The sequence below is a fragment of the Frateuria sp. Soil773 genome (genome assembly GCF_001428405.1).
Taxonomy (GTDB): Bacteria; Pseudomonadota; Gammaproteobacteria; order Xanthomonadales; family Rhodanobacteraceae; genus LMSL01.
Genome location: NZ_LMSL01000039.1, coordinates 478,635 through 493,785, shown reverse-complemented (window position 1 = coordinate 493,785; position 15,151 = coordinate 478,635). Strand labels below are relative to the sequence as shown.

General features: G+C 67.9%; 11 protein-coding genes, 1 tRNA gene and 2 pseudogenes. 3 read left to right on the top strand and 11 right to left on the bottom strand.

What is annotated here, in order from left to right; genetic code table 11:
• The 3 genes and pseudogenes from ASG87_RS14155 to ASG87_RS14145 all read right to left on the bottom strand — a co-directional run.
• The coding region (locus tag ASG87_RS14155) for a hypothetical protein (protein ID WP_235499654.1) at positions 1-744 on the bottom strand (744 nt) is incomplete at its 3' end.
• A 119-nt stretch (positions 745-863) separates the two neighbouring features.
• Positions 864-3,113: a DUF6531 domain-containing protein gene (locus tag ASG87_RS14150; RefSeq protein WP_162258371.1), complete on the bottom strand. Its 2,250-nt coding sequence runs from the start codon at positions 3,111-3,113 to the stop codon at positions 864-866.
• 171 nt (positions 3,114-3,284) lie between these two features.
• Positions 3,285-3,985: pseudogene (locus ASG87_RS14145) on the bottom strand (thioredoxin domain-containing protein).
• 82 nt (positions 3,986-4,067) lie between these two features.
• Between ASG87_RS14145 and ASG87_RS14140 the strand changes: the two are divergent.
• Positions 4,068-4,716 (top strand): annotated as a pseudogene (locus ASG87_RS14140) (IS3 family transposase); the annotation flags it as partial.
• Between the two features lie 295 nt (positions 4,717-5,011).
• Here the strand turns inward: ASG87_RS14140 and ASG87_RS20245 are convergent.
• The 8 genes from ASG87_RS20245 to ASG87_RS14105 all read right to left on the bottom strand — a co-directional run bounded on the left by ASG87_RS20245 (position 5,012) and on the right by ASG87_RS14105 (position 14,273).
• Positions 5,012-5,107, bottom strand: a tRNA-Arg gene (locus ASG87_RS20245).
• 3 nt (positions 5,108-5,110) lie between these two features.
• Positions 5,111-5,845: a UDP-2,3-diacylglucosamine diphosphatase gene (locus ASG87_RS14135; protein ID WP_056006336.1), complete on the bottom strand. Its 735-nt coding sequence runs from the start codon at positions 5,843-5,845 to the stop codon at positions 5,111-5,113.
• A gap of 2 nt (positions 5,846-5,847) precedes the next feature.
• The gene (locus ASG87_RS14130) at positions 5,848-6,573 is read right to left on the bottom strand and encodes a peptidylprolyl isomerase (protein WP_056006334.1); all 726 of its coding nucleotides are present in this window, start codon (positions 6,571-6,573) and stop codon (positions 5,848-5,850) included.
• Between the two features lie 79 nt (positions 6,574-6,652).
• Positions 6,653-8,170 carry a Ppx/GppA phosphatase family protein gene (locus ASG87_RS14125; protein ID WP_056006331.1) on the bottom strand — a complete coding sequence of 506 codons (1,518 nt, stop codon included), beginning with the start codon at positions 8,168-8,170 and terminating at the stop codon, positions 6,653-6,655.
• An 82-nt stretch (positions 8,171-8,252) separates the two neighbouring features.
• Positions 8,253-10,364 (bottom strand): polyphosphate kinase 1, encoded by a 2,112-nt coding sequence (ppk1, locus tag ASG87_RS14120; RefSeq protein ID WP_056006327.1) that lies wholly within the window; start codon positions 10,362-10,364, stop codon positions 8,253-8,255.
• 53 nt (positions 10,365-10,417) lie between these two features.
• Positions 10,418-11,512 carry a phosphate regulon sensor histidine kinase PhoR gene (phoR, locus tag ASG87_RS14115; RefSeq protein WP_235499661.1) on the bottom strand — a complete coding sequence of 365 codons (1,095 nt, stop codon included), beginning with the start codon at positions 11,510-11,512 and terminating at the stop codon, positions 10,418-10,420.
• Positions 11,513-11,767: 255 nt separating this feature from the next.
• Entirely contained in the window at positions 11,768-12,457 is a 690-nt protein-coding gene (phoB, locus tag ASG87_RS14110) for a phosphate regulon transcriptional regulator PhoB (RefSeq protein WP_056006325.1), read from the bottom strand.
• A 115-nt stretch (positions 12,458-12,572) separates the two neighbouring features.
• Complete coding sequence (locus ASG87_RS14105) at positions 12,573-14,273, bottom strand: M48 family metalloprotease (RefSeq protein ID WP_082582979.1); 1,701 nt, start codon at positions 14,271-14,273, stop codon at positions 12,573-12,575.
• A gap of 121 nt (positions 14,274-14,394) precedes the next feature.
• On the opposite strand from ASG87_RS14105, the gene grxC reads away from it, so the two are divergent.
• Complete coding sequence (gene grxC, locus ASG87_RS14100) at positions 14,395-14,658, top strand: glutaredoxin 3 (RefSeq protein ID WP_056006318.1); 264 nt, start codon at positions 14,395-14,397, stop codon at positions 14,656-14,658.
• Positions 14,655-15,065, top strand: a complete 411-nt coding sequence (locus tag ASG87_RS14095) for a carboxymuconolactone decarboxylase family protein (protein ID WP_056006314.1) — start codon at positions 14,655-14,657, stop codon at positions 15,063-15,065. Before grxC ends, ASG87_RS14095 begins: the two co-directional genes overlap by 4 nt.
• The last annotated feature ends 86 nt before the right edge of the window (positions 15,066-15,151 follow it).

The following is a 15,151-nucleotide window of genomic DNA, read 5'->3' as shown; positions in this document are numbered from 1 at the left end:
GCCGCCGGCCCAGATCCAGTTGATCGTGTCGTTACCGGTCAGCTTTCCCCCTGAACTGGAGACGAGCGACAGGTTGCTACCGTCCAGTTCGGTGAGCCAGATCTCGGTATTCGGGCGGTTGGACGTCCACGAGACGATAGACGTGCAGGTGGTGCTTCCCGCCGGGATATTGCACGGGTTCAACGAAGAGGACAGGGTGCCCTTCGCGGGCGCGAGCACTTCAATGTGCACCCCAACCCCGGGCTGGCCCAGGAACCCGACGCCATCGTGCTCCATCATCCACTGGAACGCGTAGTTCCCCGGTGTGGAGGGGGTGCGGATCGAAAACGTAAAGGTCGCGATCTGCAGGTGATTGACCGTGGTCGATAGGTCGACATGATCCATACCCCAGGTGCTGTCCAGCAACGTGCCGAGGCGAAACCCGGTAGCGGCAGTCCACGGCGTGGAGCCTTTGTTCTTGAACTGGACGGTGACGGTCTGCGTCGTCCCCGCGATCATTGTGGTCGCGACGGTCTGGCCGATGAACTCGGAATCGACGTGAGGGGTCGTTGTCGGCGGCCCGGGCGGATTGTCCGGATCGCACGTCGTGCATTGCCCGTTGGGGCTGGCGGGGCTCTTAGGCTTCACCTTGACCGGCCCGGTTCCCGCCCAGGCGACCGTGGACCACGCAACCATCACGCACCATAGGCACAGCAACGATCCTGCCCAGCGCGCAAATCCGCCCATCCTCATCCCTGCTTGCATGCCTTTCCCCTTCGGCGCGCCTCGTGAAAAATCGAGGCACACCCCTTCTATGGATTTTGATCCGATGCCAGCACTCGGCTGGAAACCGTCGAGCTTTCAAGCCACGCGGGTGCGTCCCTTCATGGCGCCGTTCCGCGCAGAGGTTCGCGGAACACTCGCTGGGTGGTGATCGATGTTGGCAACGACATGGCGTTGTAGGTGTAGACCGTCTGCGCGAAGGTGCCACCGGCTTCGGGCTCGTACTCGGAGACGAGCCGACCTGCGGCGTCGTACTGATAGCCGTGGTACTGCCCGTCCGGCTGCGTCACCTTGGCGAGCCGGCCGAAGCCGTCGTATTCGTAGTACGTGTACTGCGTGACGCCGTTGCGGTAGGTCTGCATTTCAATCAGGCGACCTCGGACATCGTAGATATAACCCGCCTTGTCGCCATTGGGTCCGGTGATAAAGCGGGGGCGGCCGAGATTGTCGTAGCCGTCGTAGGTGGTCGCCTGCCCGAGACTGTTCTTGACCGTCAGCAGGTCGCCGGTGGGCGAGTAGGTGGAGGTGATCGCATCACCGCTGCCGGTCAATGGACCATCCACCACCATCGACGTTACCATGCCGTTGGGCGAGGTGGCGTAGGTGTAGGTTGTCGTGCGCGTCTGCCCCTGGCTTGCCGCCACCTTGCCGGAGAGGTTCTTGACCGTCACCGAGGACAGGCGATCGCCGGCGCCGCTGTAGAAGTAGCTGATCTCGTGGTCGCCGACCACGGTTTCCTTGGTCATGCGGTTGTCGGCGTCCCACGTGTAGCTGGTGACGCGCCGCTGGCTTGCATCCGTGGCGTTGGCGTTCTCCACTTGTTCCTGCAGTTGTCCCTTGGCGTCGAAGTCGAATGTCGTGACGCGCCCCAGGAAGTCAGTGGATGCGTCCAGATAACCATTGCTGTCGTAATGCGCGGCCTTGACCGCCAACGGGCAGCTCGTCGACTTTGATTCTTCCACCCCAGTATCGTTGCCGTTGGCATCGAAGCTGTAGGTGGTCGATTTGTTCAACGGGTTAATGACGGTCGTCTTCTGGACGTTGCCGTTCGGGTCGAGCACGTAGCTGAACTGGTAGCGCTCCACGTTGCCGGCCAACTTGGTCTCGGCGGCACGGCCATTGGCGTCGTAGGCGATCCAAGACTGGCGTACGTCGTTGATCGTCCGGCCAGTCAGCGCGGTCGGGAAGCGCGTATCCTCGTAGTGGTAGGTGATCCGCGTGGGGATCGCGCCGGGCTGGACCGTTCCCGTCAGCAGGGCCACCATCGAGTTGATCGGCGGTGTTGGCGGCAGCGGCGGCGGATCGTCGTGGCGCGGATCGTGCGGGGGCAGCAGCATCGGGTGCACCCCGACATCTCCCGCGCTGACCATGGCGGCGGTGGACGGCTGCGACACCGGGTCCGCAATGTTCGAGGTCGAGACCGGCAACGTCTTGTAACTATATGTGTAAGCATGACCGGCCGGATCGGTGACCTGGGTGAGGCGTCCATCGGTCCAGGTGAAGTCCACGTGGCGACCGGAAGTATGCGTCACCCTTGTAAGGTAGTGGCCGCTGTTGTACCGGAACGTCCAGCCGAAGCCCTGCCGGTTCTGGAGGCTTGACGGGAGGCCGGCTGCGTCATACACCTCGACGGTATGGTCTTCGCTGTAGAGCACATAGGTGCTGCCCGACTTGAGGATCTTGGCGATGGGGGACGGCTTGTCCTCGTACCAGCCGGGCGCGGGCGAGCTGGCGTAGTTGAACTTGATCAGGCGGCCATCCGGGCGCTGTGCCCAGATCGGCTTGAAGGCGGGATCACAAACGCTGTTGCCGGGACGCGGGTAGCAGGGAGAGGCTGGATCGTTCGTGGTGAACAGCAGCTTGTAGTCGTAGTCGCTGAGCCAGCGCCGGCCGAAGAGACCGATGCCGTTCCAGAAATAGTTGTAGGTGCGGGTCAGCGACAACCCCATCTCGCCGACACTGGTGAAGTCGGTCTCCGAGGTCACCTCGTTGCCGGTGGAGAAAATCACCGGATCGGCGCCACTCAAGGGCGTTTTCGTCCTCTTGTTGCAGCCGCTCGGAGCGGCTGCATTTAGGTAGACGGTCGAGTCACCTTTGTTCTCGACAGTTTCCGGGGGGTGATAACCCGCGCTGCCATGGGTTCGTTCAGGCCTTTCCGGCGGCTCGCGATTGTCGAAGGTGCCTCCGTCCCCGCAAACGACATACTGGACGCCGGCATGCCTGATACTGCCCCGGATGCAGCTTCCGGTAACGTTGAACCCTTCCAAACTTGGAATTTCGGCTGGTGACCGCGACGTCCATCCGGCACACAGCACCAAGGCGACTGTCGTCGCCAGCGAACGCTTCAACATCCCCACTTCCCCTGTTCCATCCACTGGATTCCCAGTAGGTCTACTAATGTAGAGCGTGCCCATCGAGCACAGGCATAGGACACTGCCAACGATTCTTATGGGGATTCCCCTACGCGCACGGTGTGCGCGGATACCGTCGCTCGGCAGTCGAAGAGAGGTGAGAGGCGTCGACTACGGAGGTGACGGCTTGATCGGTAACGTGGCGGGTCGATCACCAACCAGCCAATCGATGGCCGACAGCAGTACATCGCCTTCGATGGGCCCTGGGAGCATGAGTATCTGGCCTGACTGATGGTCCAGCACAAGAACGGTCGGTGTTGCGGTTACGTTGTGAGCCGCTGCCTCGCGAGGTGCACGCGGATCAAAGCATTGGGGCGATTACTGGCAAGGCAGCGCTGCATGGCGGGCGTGAGATCGGGATAGGGCATGTCGCGCGGCAAACCCTGACCGCCGCCGCGAGTGTTCGCATAGATCCATGCGATGGTCTTCCAGAACGCCTCGGTTCCACCCGCCTCGCCCGCGCATTCGGCAAGCCTTGCGTCCGCCGTGGCGGCAGGTTCGTGCATGGCCAGCGGCAGATGCCGCCATTGCCAGTTCACATCGGGGTGCACATCGACCCAGCGCTTGAGCACCGGAAAGTAGGCGCGGCAGTACGGACACTCCAGGTCGGCGTACTCGATCACGCTGAAGCGAGCCTCGATGCGGCCATAGAGCCAGGGCGGTCCCTCTCGCGATGGAGGTGATGTGTCGTTGGAGCTGAGGGGCGATACGGCGGTTGAGGCCGACCGATTCGTGCTCGCCGCGATACCCAGCAGCGCGCCAACGATCATGCCGCCCACCAGGAGCGCGCGAAACGGCAGGGTCGAGGGCATTCGTATCGCGCGCATCGTCAGGCCAGCGCATCCAGTGCGAGTGGTGTGATACCGCGCGCACGATCAATCCGTTGTGCGACCTTGGCGGGATAACCACAAGCGGGTACATCGCATCCACAAGGAAGAAGGCCTGTCATTGCGGCATTGCCGGCCGCGGCGGAGTCGCAGCGCGCGTCGTCGGCAGCCGATCAAGGTGGCCACTGCCCCCAACACGCTGTGGGGCATGGACTTCGTCAGTGACGCGCTGTTCGATGGCCGTCGCTTTCGGCTGCTGACGGTGCTGGATCACTTCACTCACGAATGCCTGGATATCGTCGTCGACCAGTCGCTACGCGGCGAGCATGTGGCCGAAGCGATGGCACGTCTGGTGGCTCAACGCGGCAGGCCGGCAGCGATCAAGGTCGATAACGGCAGCGAGTTTGCCGGCAAGGTGATGGACCGTTGGGCTTATGAGAACGGTGTGGAACTGGACTTTTCCCGACGCGGCACGCCGACCGATAACGCGCTGGTGGAAAGCTTCAACGGCCGACTGCGGCAGGAGTGCCTGAACGAGCACTGGTTCTTGTCGCTCAGGGATGCGCGGAGCAAAATCGAGGTGTGGCGGCGCTTTTTATAACGAGGAGCGCCCCCACACTGCACTGGCGTGGAAAACCCCTGCGGAATTCGCCCGAGAACACGGGGCCCAAGCGAATTCCCAGGTGCCAAAAAAGGTCGGAATCTCTACCGGCTGATGGCCCTGTTGTCGGGGGTGGGTCAGTTGCTGCCTAAGCGGCTGTCTGGTCCATCATTGGACTGCCGTAATGGCCTTCGCGTACCTGGTCAACATCGGAGGTCAAACTTTCCGGCAGGTCAAGCGGCACAAGGGCTTGGCGGGTTGAAGGGGACTCTTTCCCCCTCTCCGCCAGATACGCAAAACGCCCCTTCGTGGGGCGTTTTGCGTATCTGGCGAGGGGAATGGCGGTGATGGGTTTTTGCCGGGTTCCAGGATTTCCCCATCGCGCGAGGGTGGGAGAAGTCGTTTGAAAATGGCGCCCGAAGCTGGACTCGAACCAGCGTGCTTCCATCGTCGAAAGTCTGGCGCTTCTGTCGTGATCCTCGATGCGAGCGAAGCGGGACTCGGGCTTCTTACTCCACCGCCAGGCCGCGCAGCTCGATTTCCGCGGGCGTCACGCGCAGCACGGAGCCGTGTTCGTACCAGTCGCCCAGCACGATGCGCTGCGCGGGTGCGCCGTCGAGCTGGAAGTCGTGCACGGCGGGGCGGTGGGTATGGCCGTGGATCAGGCGGGTGACGCCGGCGCTGCGCATGGCTTGCGCGACGGCGTCGGCGTTGACGTCCATGATGGTTTCCATGGTGCTGCCGGTGTGCGCGCGGCTGTCTTCGCGGGCCTTGGCGGCGAAGGAGCGGCGGGCTTCCAGCGGCATGGCGAGGATCTGCGCCTGCCATTCGGGCGTGCGCACCTGCCGGCGCACGGCCTGGTAGGCGAGGTCGTCGGTGCACAGCACGTCGCCGTGCATCAACAGGGTGGGCCGGCCCTGCACGGCGTGCACGGTGCCGTCGTCGAGCAGGGTCAGGCCGGCGCGCCTAGCGAAGGATTCGCCCAGCAGGAAGTCGCGGTTGCCCACCATGAAGTACACCGGCACGCCGGCGTCGCTCACCGCGCGGGTGGCGCGGGCGATGCGCGCGGGCAGTTCGGCGTCGTCGTCGTCGCCGATCCAGGCCTCGACCAGGTCGCCGAGGATGTAGAGGGCATCGGCTGCGCGCACTTCGTCGCCGGCCAGGAAGCGCTCGAACAGGTCGGTGATCTGCGGGCGGCTGTCGTCCAGGTGCAGGTCGGAGATGAACAGCGTGGACGCCGGCATGCTCACCCCTTGGCCTTGCCGGGCTTCTTGCCGGATTTCCTGCCCGGCTTGGCGGGAGCGGCGGCCTTGTCCGCGGTGTCGGCCGCCGCGGGCGACTTGCTGCTGGAGGCGGCGGCTGGGGCTTCCTCGCCGATGACGCTGGCGCTGTCGATCACCACCAGCGGGTTGGGCACGTCGCCGGCGAACGGGCCGAGCGCGCGGGTAGGCAGGGCGGCGATCTTGTCGACCACGTCCATGCCCTTGGTGACCTTGCCGAACACGGCGTAGCCCCAGGTCAGCCCGCTCTGGCTGCCGACGTAGTCGAGCCGGCGGTTGTCGACCAGGTTGAAGAAAAACTGCGCGGTGCCGGAGTTGGGGTCCGCGCCGCGCGCCACGGCTACCGTGCCGCGCAGGTTGGACAGGCCGTTGTCGGCCTCGCTGGCGATCGCCGAGTGGGTGCGCTTGGGCTGCAGGTCGCGGGTGTACAGGCCGCCCTGCACCAGGTAGCCGGGGATGGAGCGGTGCAGCACGGTGCCGCTGTAGAAGCCGTCGTGCACGTATTGCAGGAAGTTGGCGACGCTCTTGGGCGCCTTGTCCGGATACAGCTCCAGCGTGATGTCGCCCTGGCTGGTGTGCAGCAGCACCTGCGGTTTCGCGACGGCGGCCGTCGCCGTATCCGGCTTGGCCGTCTGCGCCGCCAGCGCGAGCGGCAGGGTCAGCAACAACGTGGCGAACGTGAGTCGGGACATGGCGGCGCTGCGGCAGTGAAGGCGGACGGACATGATACGCGGCTGGAATGAGGCTGTGCTTAAGCGGGCCGGCGGCGCGCTACATCGACGACAGTTCCAGCGTCAGCCCGAGTTCGGCCATCGGCGCCTGTTCCTGCTCCAGGTCGGCCTCGCTGAGCGGATGCTGCTCCAGCCACGCCGCCGGCAGGGCCAGCTTCAGCCGCTGGCTGGTGGCGGTCAGCTTCATCGGCGGCAGCGACTCGGCGCGCCGCGCGCGGCGGAACAGCACCGCCAGCCGCAGCAGCGCGGTGATGTGCCGGGCCACCGAGCGGTAGCGCTGCGGCAATGCCGATATCAGCCCCTTGTCCGGCTTGCGCCGGTGCATCTCGACCACCGCGGCCAGCAGTTGCTGCTCCTGCCGCGAGAAGCCGGCCAGGTCGGCGTGGCGCAGGATGTAGGAGCCGTGGTGGTGGTGCTGGCTGTGCGCGATGGCGAGGCCGATCTCGTGCACGCGCGAGGCCCACGACAGCCATTCGCGGTCTTCCTGGTCGAGCTTCCAGGCCCGCGCGGCCTGGTCGAACAGTTGCAGCGCGGTGGATTCCACCCGCCGCGCCTGGGCGCGGTCCACGCCGTAGCGGGCGGCGAGCGAGTCGATGCTGGCGGTGCGCGGGTCGCTGCCGCCGGCGCGGCCGAGCAGGTCCCACAGCAGGCCTTCGCGCATCGAGCTTTCGCACACGCGCAGCCGGTCGATGCCCAGGGCCTCGAAGGCCGCCTCGAAGATCGCCACCGCGCCGGCGAACACCGGCGCGCGGTCCTCGGCCAGCCCGGGCAGCTTGAGGTTGCCGATCTGGCCCTGGTCGATCAGGGTGTCACGCAGCGCGGCCAGGGCGGCCGGGGTGATGCCGTCGTCGGACAGCTTCATCGCCTGCACCACCGCGTCGATCGCCTTGGCCGAGCCGGACGAGCCGAACGCCTCGTGCCAGCCGGCCTCGCGATATTCCTCGGTGAACTGCTGCAGCAACACGCCCAACTCGCTGCGGGCGCGCTGCCAGCGCTTGCGGTTGAGCTTGCCGCCGGGGAAGAAGCGCAGGGTGGAGGCGATGCAGCCGGCCTGCACGCTTTCGGTGTGCAGCGGCGCGAGGCCGCGGCCGATGATGAATTCCGTGCTGCCGCCGCCGACGTCGATCACCAGCCGCGGCTCGCGCGAGGCGGGCAGGTCGTGCGCGGCGCCGAGGAAGATCAGGCGGCCTTCCTCGCGCCCGGAGACGATCTCCACCGGATGGCCCAGCGCGGCCTCGGCGGCGGTGAGGAAGGCCTGCGGCGAGGCCAGCCGGCGCACCGTGTTGGTGGCGACCGCGCGCACCCGCAGCGAGGGAATGCCGGCGATGCGCTGGCCAAAGCGGGCGAGGCAGTTGAGCGCGCGGGCACGGCGCTCGGCGTCGAGCGTGCCGTCCGAGCGCAGGCCGGCGGCCATGCGCACGGTATCGCGCAGCCGGTCGATCACCCGCGGTTCGCCGTGTTCCACCCGCGCCACCACCATGTGGAAGCTGTTCGATCCCATGTCCACGGCGGCGATCAGTTCGCCGTCGCGGATCTGCATCTGGTCGCCCAGGCTCATGCATGGTTCCTTGGTGGTCGAGGCGCGGATTTTCGCATGCGGCATCGGCCCGTGCGACGCACGGCGGCGGTCGCCGGTGCGTTCAACCGCAGATCCGGTTCAGCAGCGTCTGCTGCGCGCTGTGCGGCGGGTGGCCGCCGGGCGTGGCGCGCGTGTAGCGGCCGTCGCTGCCGAGCAGCCAGGCCTGGGTGTTGTCGGCGAGCCCGTTGGCGAGGGTCTCCTCGAACACCCGCGCGGCCAGCGGCGGGTCGAGGATGGGAAAGGCCACCTCGATGCGCCGCATCAGGTTGCGTTCCATCCAGTCGGCGCTGGCGCAGTACAGCTCCGGCTGGCCGTCGTTGGCGAACCAGTAGACGCGGGCGTGCTCGAGGAAGCGGCCGACGATCGAGCGCACCCGGATGCGCTCGGAGACGCCGGGCAGGCCCGGCCGCAGCGTGCAGGCGCCGCGCACGATCAGGTCCACTTCCACGCCGGCCTGCGAGGCCCGGTACAGCGCCTCGATCACGTGCGCCTCGTTCAGCGCGTTGAGCTTGGCGACGATCCGCGCCGGGCGGCCGGCCCGCGCGTGCGCGGTCTCGCGCTCGATCTTCTCGACCACGCTCTTGTACAGCGTGAACGGCGAATGCAGCAGGCGCTTCAGGCTGATCATCGGGCCCAGGCCGGACAACTGCTGGAACACCTTGTGCAGGTCCTCGCCGATCTCCGCGTTCGCCGTCATCAATCCGATGTCGGTATACATGCGGCTGTTGGCCTGGTGGTAGTTGCCGGTGGACAGGTGCACATAGCGGCGCAGCGCGTCGCCCTCGCGGCGCACGATCAGCATCATCTTGGCGTGGGTCTTGTAGCCGACCACGCCGTACACCACCTGCACGCCGGCCTCCTGCAGGCGCGTGGCGAGGCGGATGTTGGCCTCCTCGTCGAAGCGCGCGCGCAGCTCGATCACCACGGTGACGTCCTTGCCGTTGCGCGCGGCTTCCACCAGCAGGTCGACCAGCGGGGTGTCCTCGCCGGCGCGGTACAGGGTCTGCTTGATCGCCAGCACGTTCGGGTCGGCGGTGGCCTGGCGCAGCAGGTCCACCACCGCGGCGAAGCTCTCGTACGGGTGGTGCAGCAGCACGTCGCGCTGGCCGATCACGTCGAACATGCACTTGCCCGGCTCGACCTCGGCCGGGATGCGCGGGTTGAAGCGCGGGAACTTCAGGTCGGGACGGTCCAGCCAGTCGTAGACCAGCCCGGCGCGGATGATGTTGACCGGGCCGTCGCAGCGGTAGACGTCGGCCGCGTCCAGCTCGAAGTTGCCGACCAGCATCTGGGTGATCGCGCGCGGGCAGTCGTTGGCGATCTCCAGCCGCACCGGGCGCGCGTAGCCGCGGCCGACCAGTTCCTCGCTGAGCGCGCGGGCAAGGTTTTCCACCTCGGCTTCCTCGACGATCAGCTCGCTGTTGCGGGTGACCCGGAACTGGTACGAGCCGACCACCTTGAAGCCCGGGAACATCAGGTCGACGAATGCCTGCAGCAGCTCGGCGAGGAACACGAAGTCGTTGCCGCCGCCGGCCACCTCGGCGGGCAGCCGGATGATCCGCGGCAGCGAGCGCGGCGCGCGCACCAGCGCCATGTGGCCCTCGTGGCCGAACGCGTCGCGGCCCTTCAGCACCACCGCGATGTTCAGCGTCTTGTTGAGGATGCGCGGGAACGGATGGGCCGGGTCCAGCCCCAGCGGCGACAGCACCGGCAGCACTTCCTGCTCGAAGTAGCCCTGCAGCCAGCGCCGCTGGCGCGGTTCCCAGCGGTCGCGGGTGAGGAAGCGGATGCCCTCGGCCTCCAGTTGCGGGCCCAGTTCGTCCTGCCAGGTGGCGTACTGCTCGGTGACCAGGTCGAGCACGCGCTGGCGGATGCGGCTGAGCAGCTCGCCGGAGGCGAGCCCGTCGGGCCCCGGGGCGGCCGAGCCGTAGGCGTGGTGGTGCTTGAGCATCGCCACGCGCACCTCGAAGAACTCGTCCAGGTTGTTGGCGACGATGCTCAGGTAGCGCAGGCGTTCCAACAGGGGCACGGCAGCGTCGCGGGCCATCGCCAGCACGCGGAAATTGAACTCCAGCGCGGCCAGCTCGCGGCTGAAGAACAGCTCGGGCGCGGCCAGGTCGGCGACGGCGGGTGGAGCGGGCACGGCGGGGCTTGAGAGGGGTTTGCGGGCCATGTCCCATTCTGGCCGATGTGGCGGCGCCGCACATGCGGCAACGCCGCGAGCGTTCAGGCGTCGTCGTTGCCGCCGGGCGCGAGCAGGCGCTCGGCGCCGAAGTGGCAGGTGAAGGTGGAGCCCTGGCCGGGCACGCTCTCGATGGTCAGCCGCGCCTGGTGCAGGTTCAGCACGTGCTTGACGATCGACAGGCCCAGCCCGGTGCCGCCGCTGTCGCGCGAACGGCTGGACGACACCCGGTAGAAGCGCTCGGTCAGCCGCGCCAGGTGGCTGGCCGGGATGCCGAAGCCGGTGTCGCTGACCGAGTACGCCGCGCCGTCGGCCTCGCGCTTCCAGCGGATCGCGATGCTGCCGCCGCTCGGCGTGTAGCGCACGGCGTTGCTGACCAGGTTGGACAGCGCGCTGTGCAGGTCCTTGGGCGAGCCGAGCAGGTCGGCCTCGGCGGTGGATTCGACGGCGATGCGGTGGCGGCCCTGGCTCAGCGCCTCGGCCTCCTTGCGGATGGTCGCCAGCAGCGGGGCCATCTGCACGCGTTCCTCGGCCAGGCGGTCCTGCGTTTCCAGCCGCGACAGGGTGAGCAGGTCCTCGACGATCTGGCCCATGCGCTTGGACTGCGCGCGCATCTCGCCGAGCACCGGGGCCAGGTCCGGCACGTCCTCCGGGTCGAGCAGTTCGAGGTAGCCGTGGATCACCGTCAGCGGCGTGCGCAGCTCGTGCGACACGTTCGCCACGAAGTCGCGGCGGATCTGCTCCAGCCGGGTCAGGTGGCTGATGTCGCGCGCCAGCAGCAGGCGCTGGCGGCGGCCGAACGGCAGCAGGGTGACGCTGAGGTGGCTGTTCGGACGGCCCGGCGCGGCGACGTCGACCAGCGGCTCGTGCGCGCCTTCCTGCAGCCAGTCGGACAGCTCCGAGGCGCCCAGGCGCTCGTGCAGGTGCGCGCCGCGGTCCTGCGGGCGGCGCAGGCCGAGCAGTTCCTCGGCGGCATGGTTGAACCAGCGCACGTGCTGGTCCTGGTCGAGCAGGACGACGGCGTCCGGCAGGTTGCCGGCGGCGCTGCGCAGGTCGCGCAGACTGGAGGCGAGGCGGCGGGAGCGCGTCATGAAACGGTCATGCTGCAAAGGGCTGATTTCAGGCGGAGAGCGCATCATGGGCCGCGCTCCATGACCGATTCGGGTCAGCAGCAAGACGATTTCCGCGACGGCGGCGATGGCGAGGCCGGCCGTCGCATGGCCGCCGGCCAGCCAGCCGAGCAGGGCGCCGCCGGCGAGTCCGGCGGCCAGGGCGGCCGGCAGTTTCCAGGTGGACGCGGGAGGCGTGGTCAGCACGGGTCGCCGTCGGCGGGTTTGCGGCCTTCAAGCATCGGCAAAAGCCCCGCGAGCCGCAAGCGGACCGCGTCCATCGCCTCAGACGCTGGCGGAGAAGCGGTAGCCGGAGCCGCGCACGGTCTGCACCATCTCGTCGAGCTTCCAGGGTTCGAGCGTCTTGCGCAGGCGGCGGATGTGCACGTCCACGGTGCGCTCCTCCACGTAGACGCTGCCGCCCCAGACGTGGTCGAGCAGTTGCGCGCGCGAGTAGACGCGCTCGGGATGGGTCATGAAGAAGTAGAGCAGGCGGTATTCGGTGGGGCCGATCGCCACCGCGTCGTCGCCGGCGAACACGCGGTGCGCCGGGCCGTCGATGCGCAGGCCGCCGAGCTCGACCATGCCCGAGCCGTCGTCGCCCTGGCTGCGCCGCAGCACCGCCTTGATGCGGGCGATCAGCTCGCGGGTGGAGAACGGCTTGATGACGTAGTCGTCCACGCCCGCCTCCAGGCCGTTGACCCGGTCCATCTCCTCGCCGCGCGCGGTGAGCATGATGATCGGGATCTCCCGGCTCAGTTCCTCCTTGCGCAGGCGCCGGGCCAGTTCCAGCCCGCTCATGCCCGGCAGCATCCAGTCGAGCAGGATCAGGTCGGGCACCTGCTCGGCGATGGCCAGTTGCGCGGCGCGCGCGTCGGCGGCCTGGGCTGCGTCCATGCCGGCCTTGCGCAGGGCGAAGGCGACCATGTCGCGGATCGAAGCTTCGTCTTCGACGATCAAGATGCGTTTGTGCACGCGTAGGTCCCGCTCAGGTGGCCTGTGACGCTTATATTGCAGCGGTCTTATGTTACGCGGCGATGACATGGCGCGCGGTCGCCGTCACATGCCGGCGGGCGCGTGCTCCGTAGCGTCAGCCCGGACCGCCGTCCACGCCGAAGCACAGCCGCTGGACGCATGCGTCCTTGCCGTTGCGCAATTGGCCGTTGCGCAACGGCTGGCTGCGGCCGTCGGGGTTGTCCTCGGTCTGCACCTTGCGCTTGCGCAGTTCCATCACCAGCGGGGTGAGGTCGGCGATGCGCGCCTGGATGCGCGCCCGTGCGTAGTAGTCCAGGTCGTCGCGCTTGAGCAGGCGCTTGAGCTGTTCCATCGCGTCGAACGGGCGGCCGGACAGGTAGCTGGCGTCGGCGAACGCCTCGCCCGCGCGCACCGGGTCGCCGGCCTTGTCGCTGGCGCGCGCATAGGTGCGGTAGATGTCCGGCTCGTCGGCGTTGTCCAGCATCGGGCGCAGCAGGCCGGCGGCGGTGCTGGCCTGGCTCTTGCCGTCGTCGGCGATCAGCGCCTTGGCATAGGCGAGCGCGATGGCCCGGTTGCGCGGCGAGCGGGCGTTGAGATCGCCGTACAGCGCCAGCGCCTCGGCGCGCCGTCCGGCCTGCAGCTTCGCGTCGGCCATCGCCAGTTGCAGCACCTGGTTGCCGGGATGGGCCTGCAGCAGCGGCTGCAGTTGGTTCACGGCGTCGCTGCCGCGGCCGCTGCGCATGAGCGCCAGCGCGTAGCCGTAGCGGTTGGCGACGGTGTCGAAGTCCTGCCGCTTGGCGAGGTTGGAGCCGTAGTAGAGCGCCAGTTGCGACGCGTCGCCGGCCAGCACCCGGGCGCGTTCGCGCATCAGCGCGTAGGTGTCGACCGAGCCGGGCCGGTGCGGCGGCGGCGCCAGTGCGGAAGGATCCTTCACGTAGGGGATCGGCGCGGTGGCCTTTTCCCACTGGCTGCGGGTGAGCGTGGAAGCGGTCGGGCGCAGCTTCTGCTGTTCCAGCAGGGCGTTGGCGCGCGACTTGGCGTCGCTGATGCGCGCCAGCGTCACCGGATGGGTCTGCAGCAGCTCGGGCACGTCGCTGCTGCCGCCGGAGCCGGCGCGCAGGGTGTCCTGCATGCGCTCGAAGAACGACGCCATGGCGCGCGGGTCGAAGCCGGCGTTGGCCAGGGTCTGGATGCCGACGCGGTCGGCCTCGACCTCGTCCTTGCGGGTGAAGTTGATCGACCGCTGCGCGATCAGCCCCTGGCCGCCGGCGAGCACCGCCATGCCGGCGTCGCCGCTGTTGCCGCCGGCGCCCGCGGCGATGGCGCCGAGCAGGATCAGCGCCATCAGCGGCGCGTCCTTCTTGGAGGCCTCGAACGCGCGCTGCAGGTGGTTCTGCGTGATGTGGCCGATCTCATGCGCCATCACGCCGGCCAGCTCGCTTTCGCTGCGGGTGATCGCGATCAGGCCGGAATTGACCGCGATGTAGCCGCCGGGCGCGGCGAACGCGTTGATTTCCGGGTCTTTCACCACGAAGAAGGAGAAATGCTCCTTCGGCTTGTCGCTGCCGGCCACCAGGCGGTAGCCGAGGTCGTTGAAGTAGTCGTCGAGCAGGGCGTCGTCGACCACCATGTCCATCGAGCGCATCTCGCGCAGCATCGCCGCGCCGTAGTTCTGCGCGTCCTGCGGCGACAGCAGGGCGTTGGCCGAGCTGCCCAGGTCGGGCAGCCGGATATCTTCCTGGGCGCCGGCGCCGAAGGCCAGGCCGGCGGCGGTCAGCAGGGTCAGCAGGCGGATAGCGGGTCGTGCCATGGGCATAGGTGAGCGACAATAGCATTCGGACCGCGGCCTGCGCGGTCGGTTCCGTGCCGGCCGCTTGAGCCGGCGTCCCGGCGGCCCCATTTGGGAGGCCTGGTTTCTGCAAGACTGGAGAGGCGCGATGCCCAAGATCGAGATCTATTCCACCGCGGTATGCCCGTACTGCGTGGCGGCCAAGAACCTGCTCAAGTCCAAGGGGCTGGAGTGGAGCGAGGTGCGCATCGATACCGATCCGGGCCAGCTCGGCACGATGCTGGAGCGCAGCGGCGGCCGCCGCACCGTGCCGCAGATCTTCATCAACGACCAGCACGTGGGCGGCTTCGACGACCTGGTCGCGGCCGAGCGCAGCGGCAAGCTGGCGCAGTTGCTGGGGGAAGCGGCATGAGCGGTGCCGACCGGGACGGCGCCGGCAAGGGCGGCGACCGCGTCGCCGAGTTCACCGCGTTCCGCCAGCGCATGAACGAGCGCATCCTGGCCGAGGACAACCAGGTGGTGCGGCGCTTCTTCGCGCTGGACACGCAGACCTACAAGCCCGGCGCGCTGGACGTGAAGACCAAGGAACTGCTCGGCCTGGTCGCCTCGATGGTGCTGCGCTGCGACGACTGCATCAGCTACCACGTGGCGCAGTGCAAGGAGGCGGGCGTGAACCGCGAGGAATTCTTCGAGACGTTCAGCGTGGGCCTGGTGGTGGGCGGCTCCATCGTGATCCCGCACCTGCGCCGGGCGGTGGATTTCCTCGACCGGCTGGAAGCGGGCGACGCCGGCGCCGAAGGCTGCGCCGACCACGCCTGAGCTGAACCGCGGGCGCCTTCCGCGGCGCCGGGCATGCGAGGTTTTGCAACGCTGCGTGCGAGTATTTTCAACGCCTTGGCGGAGGC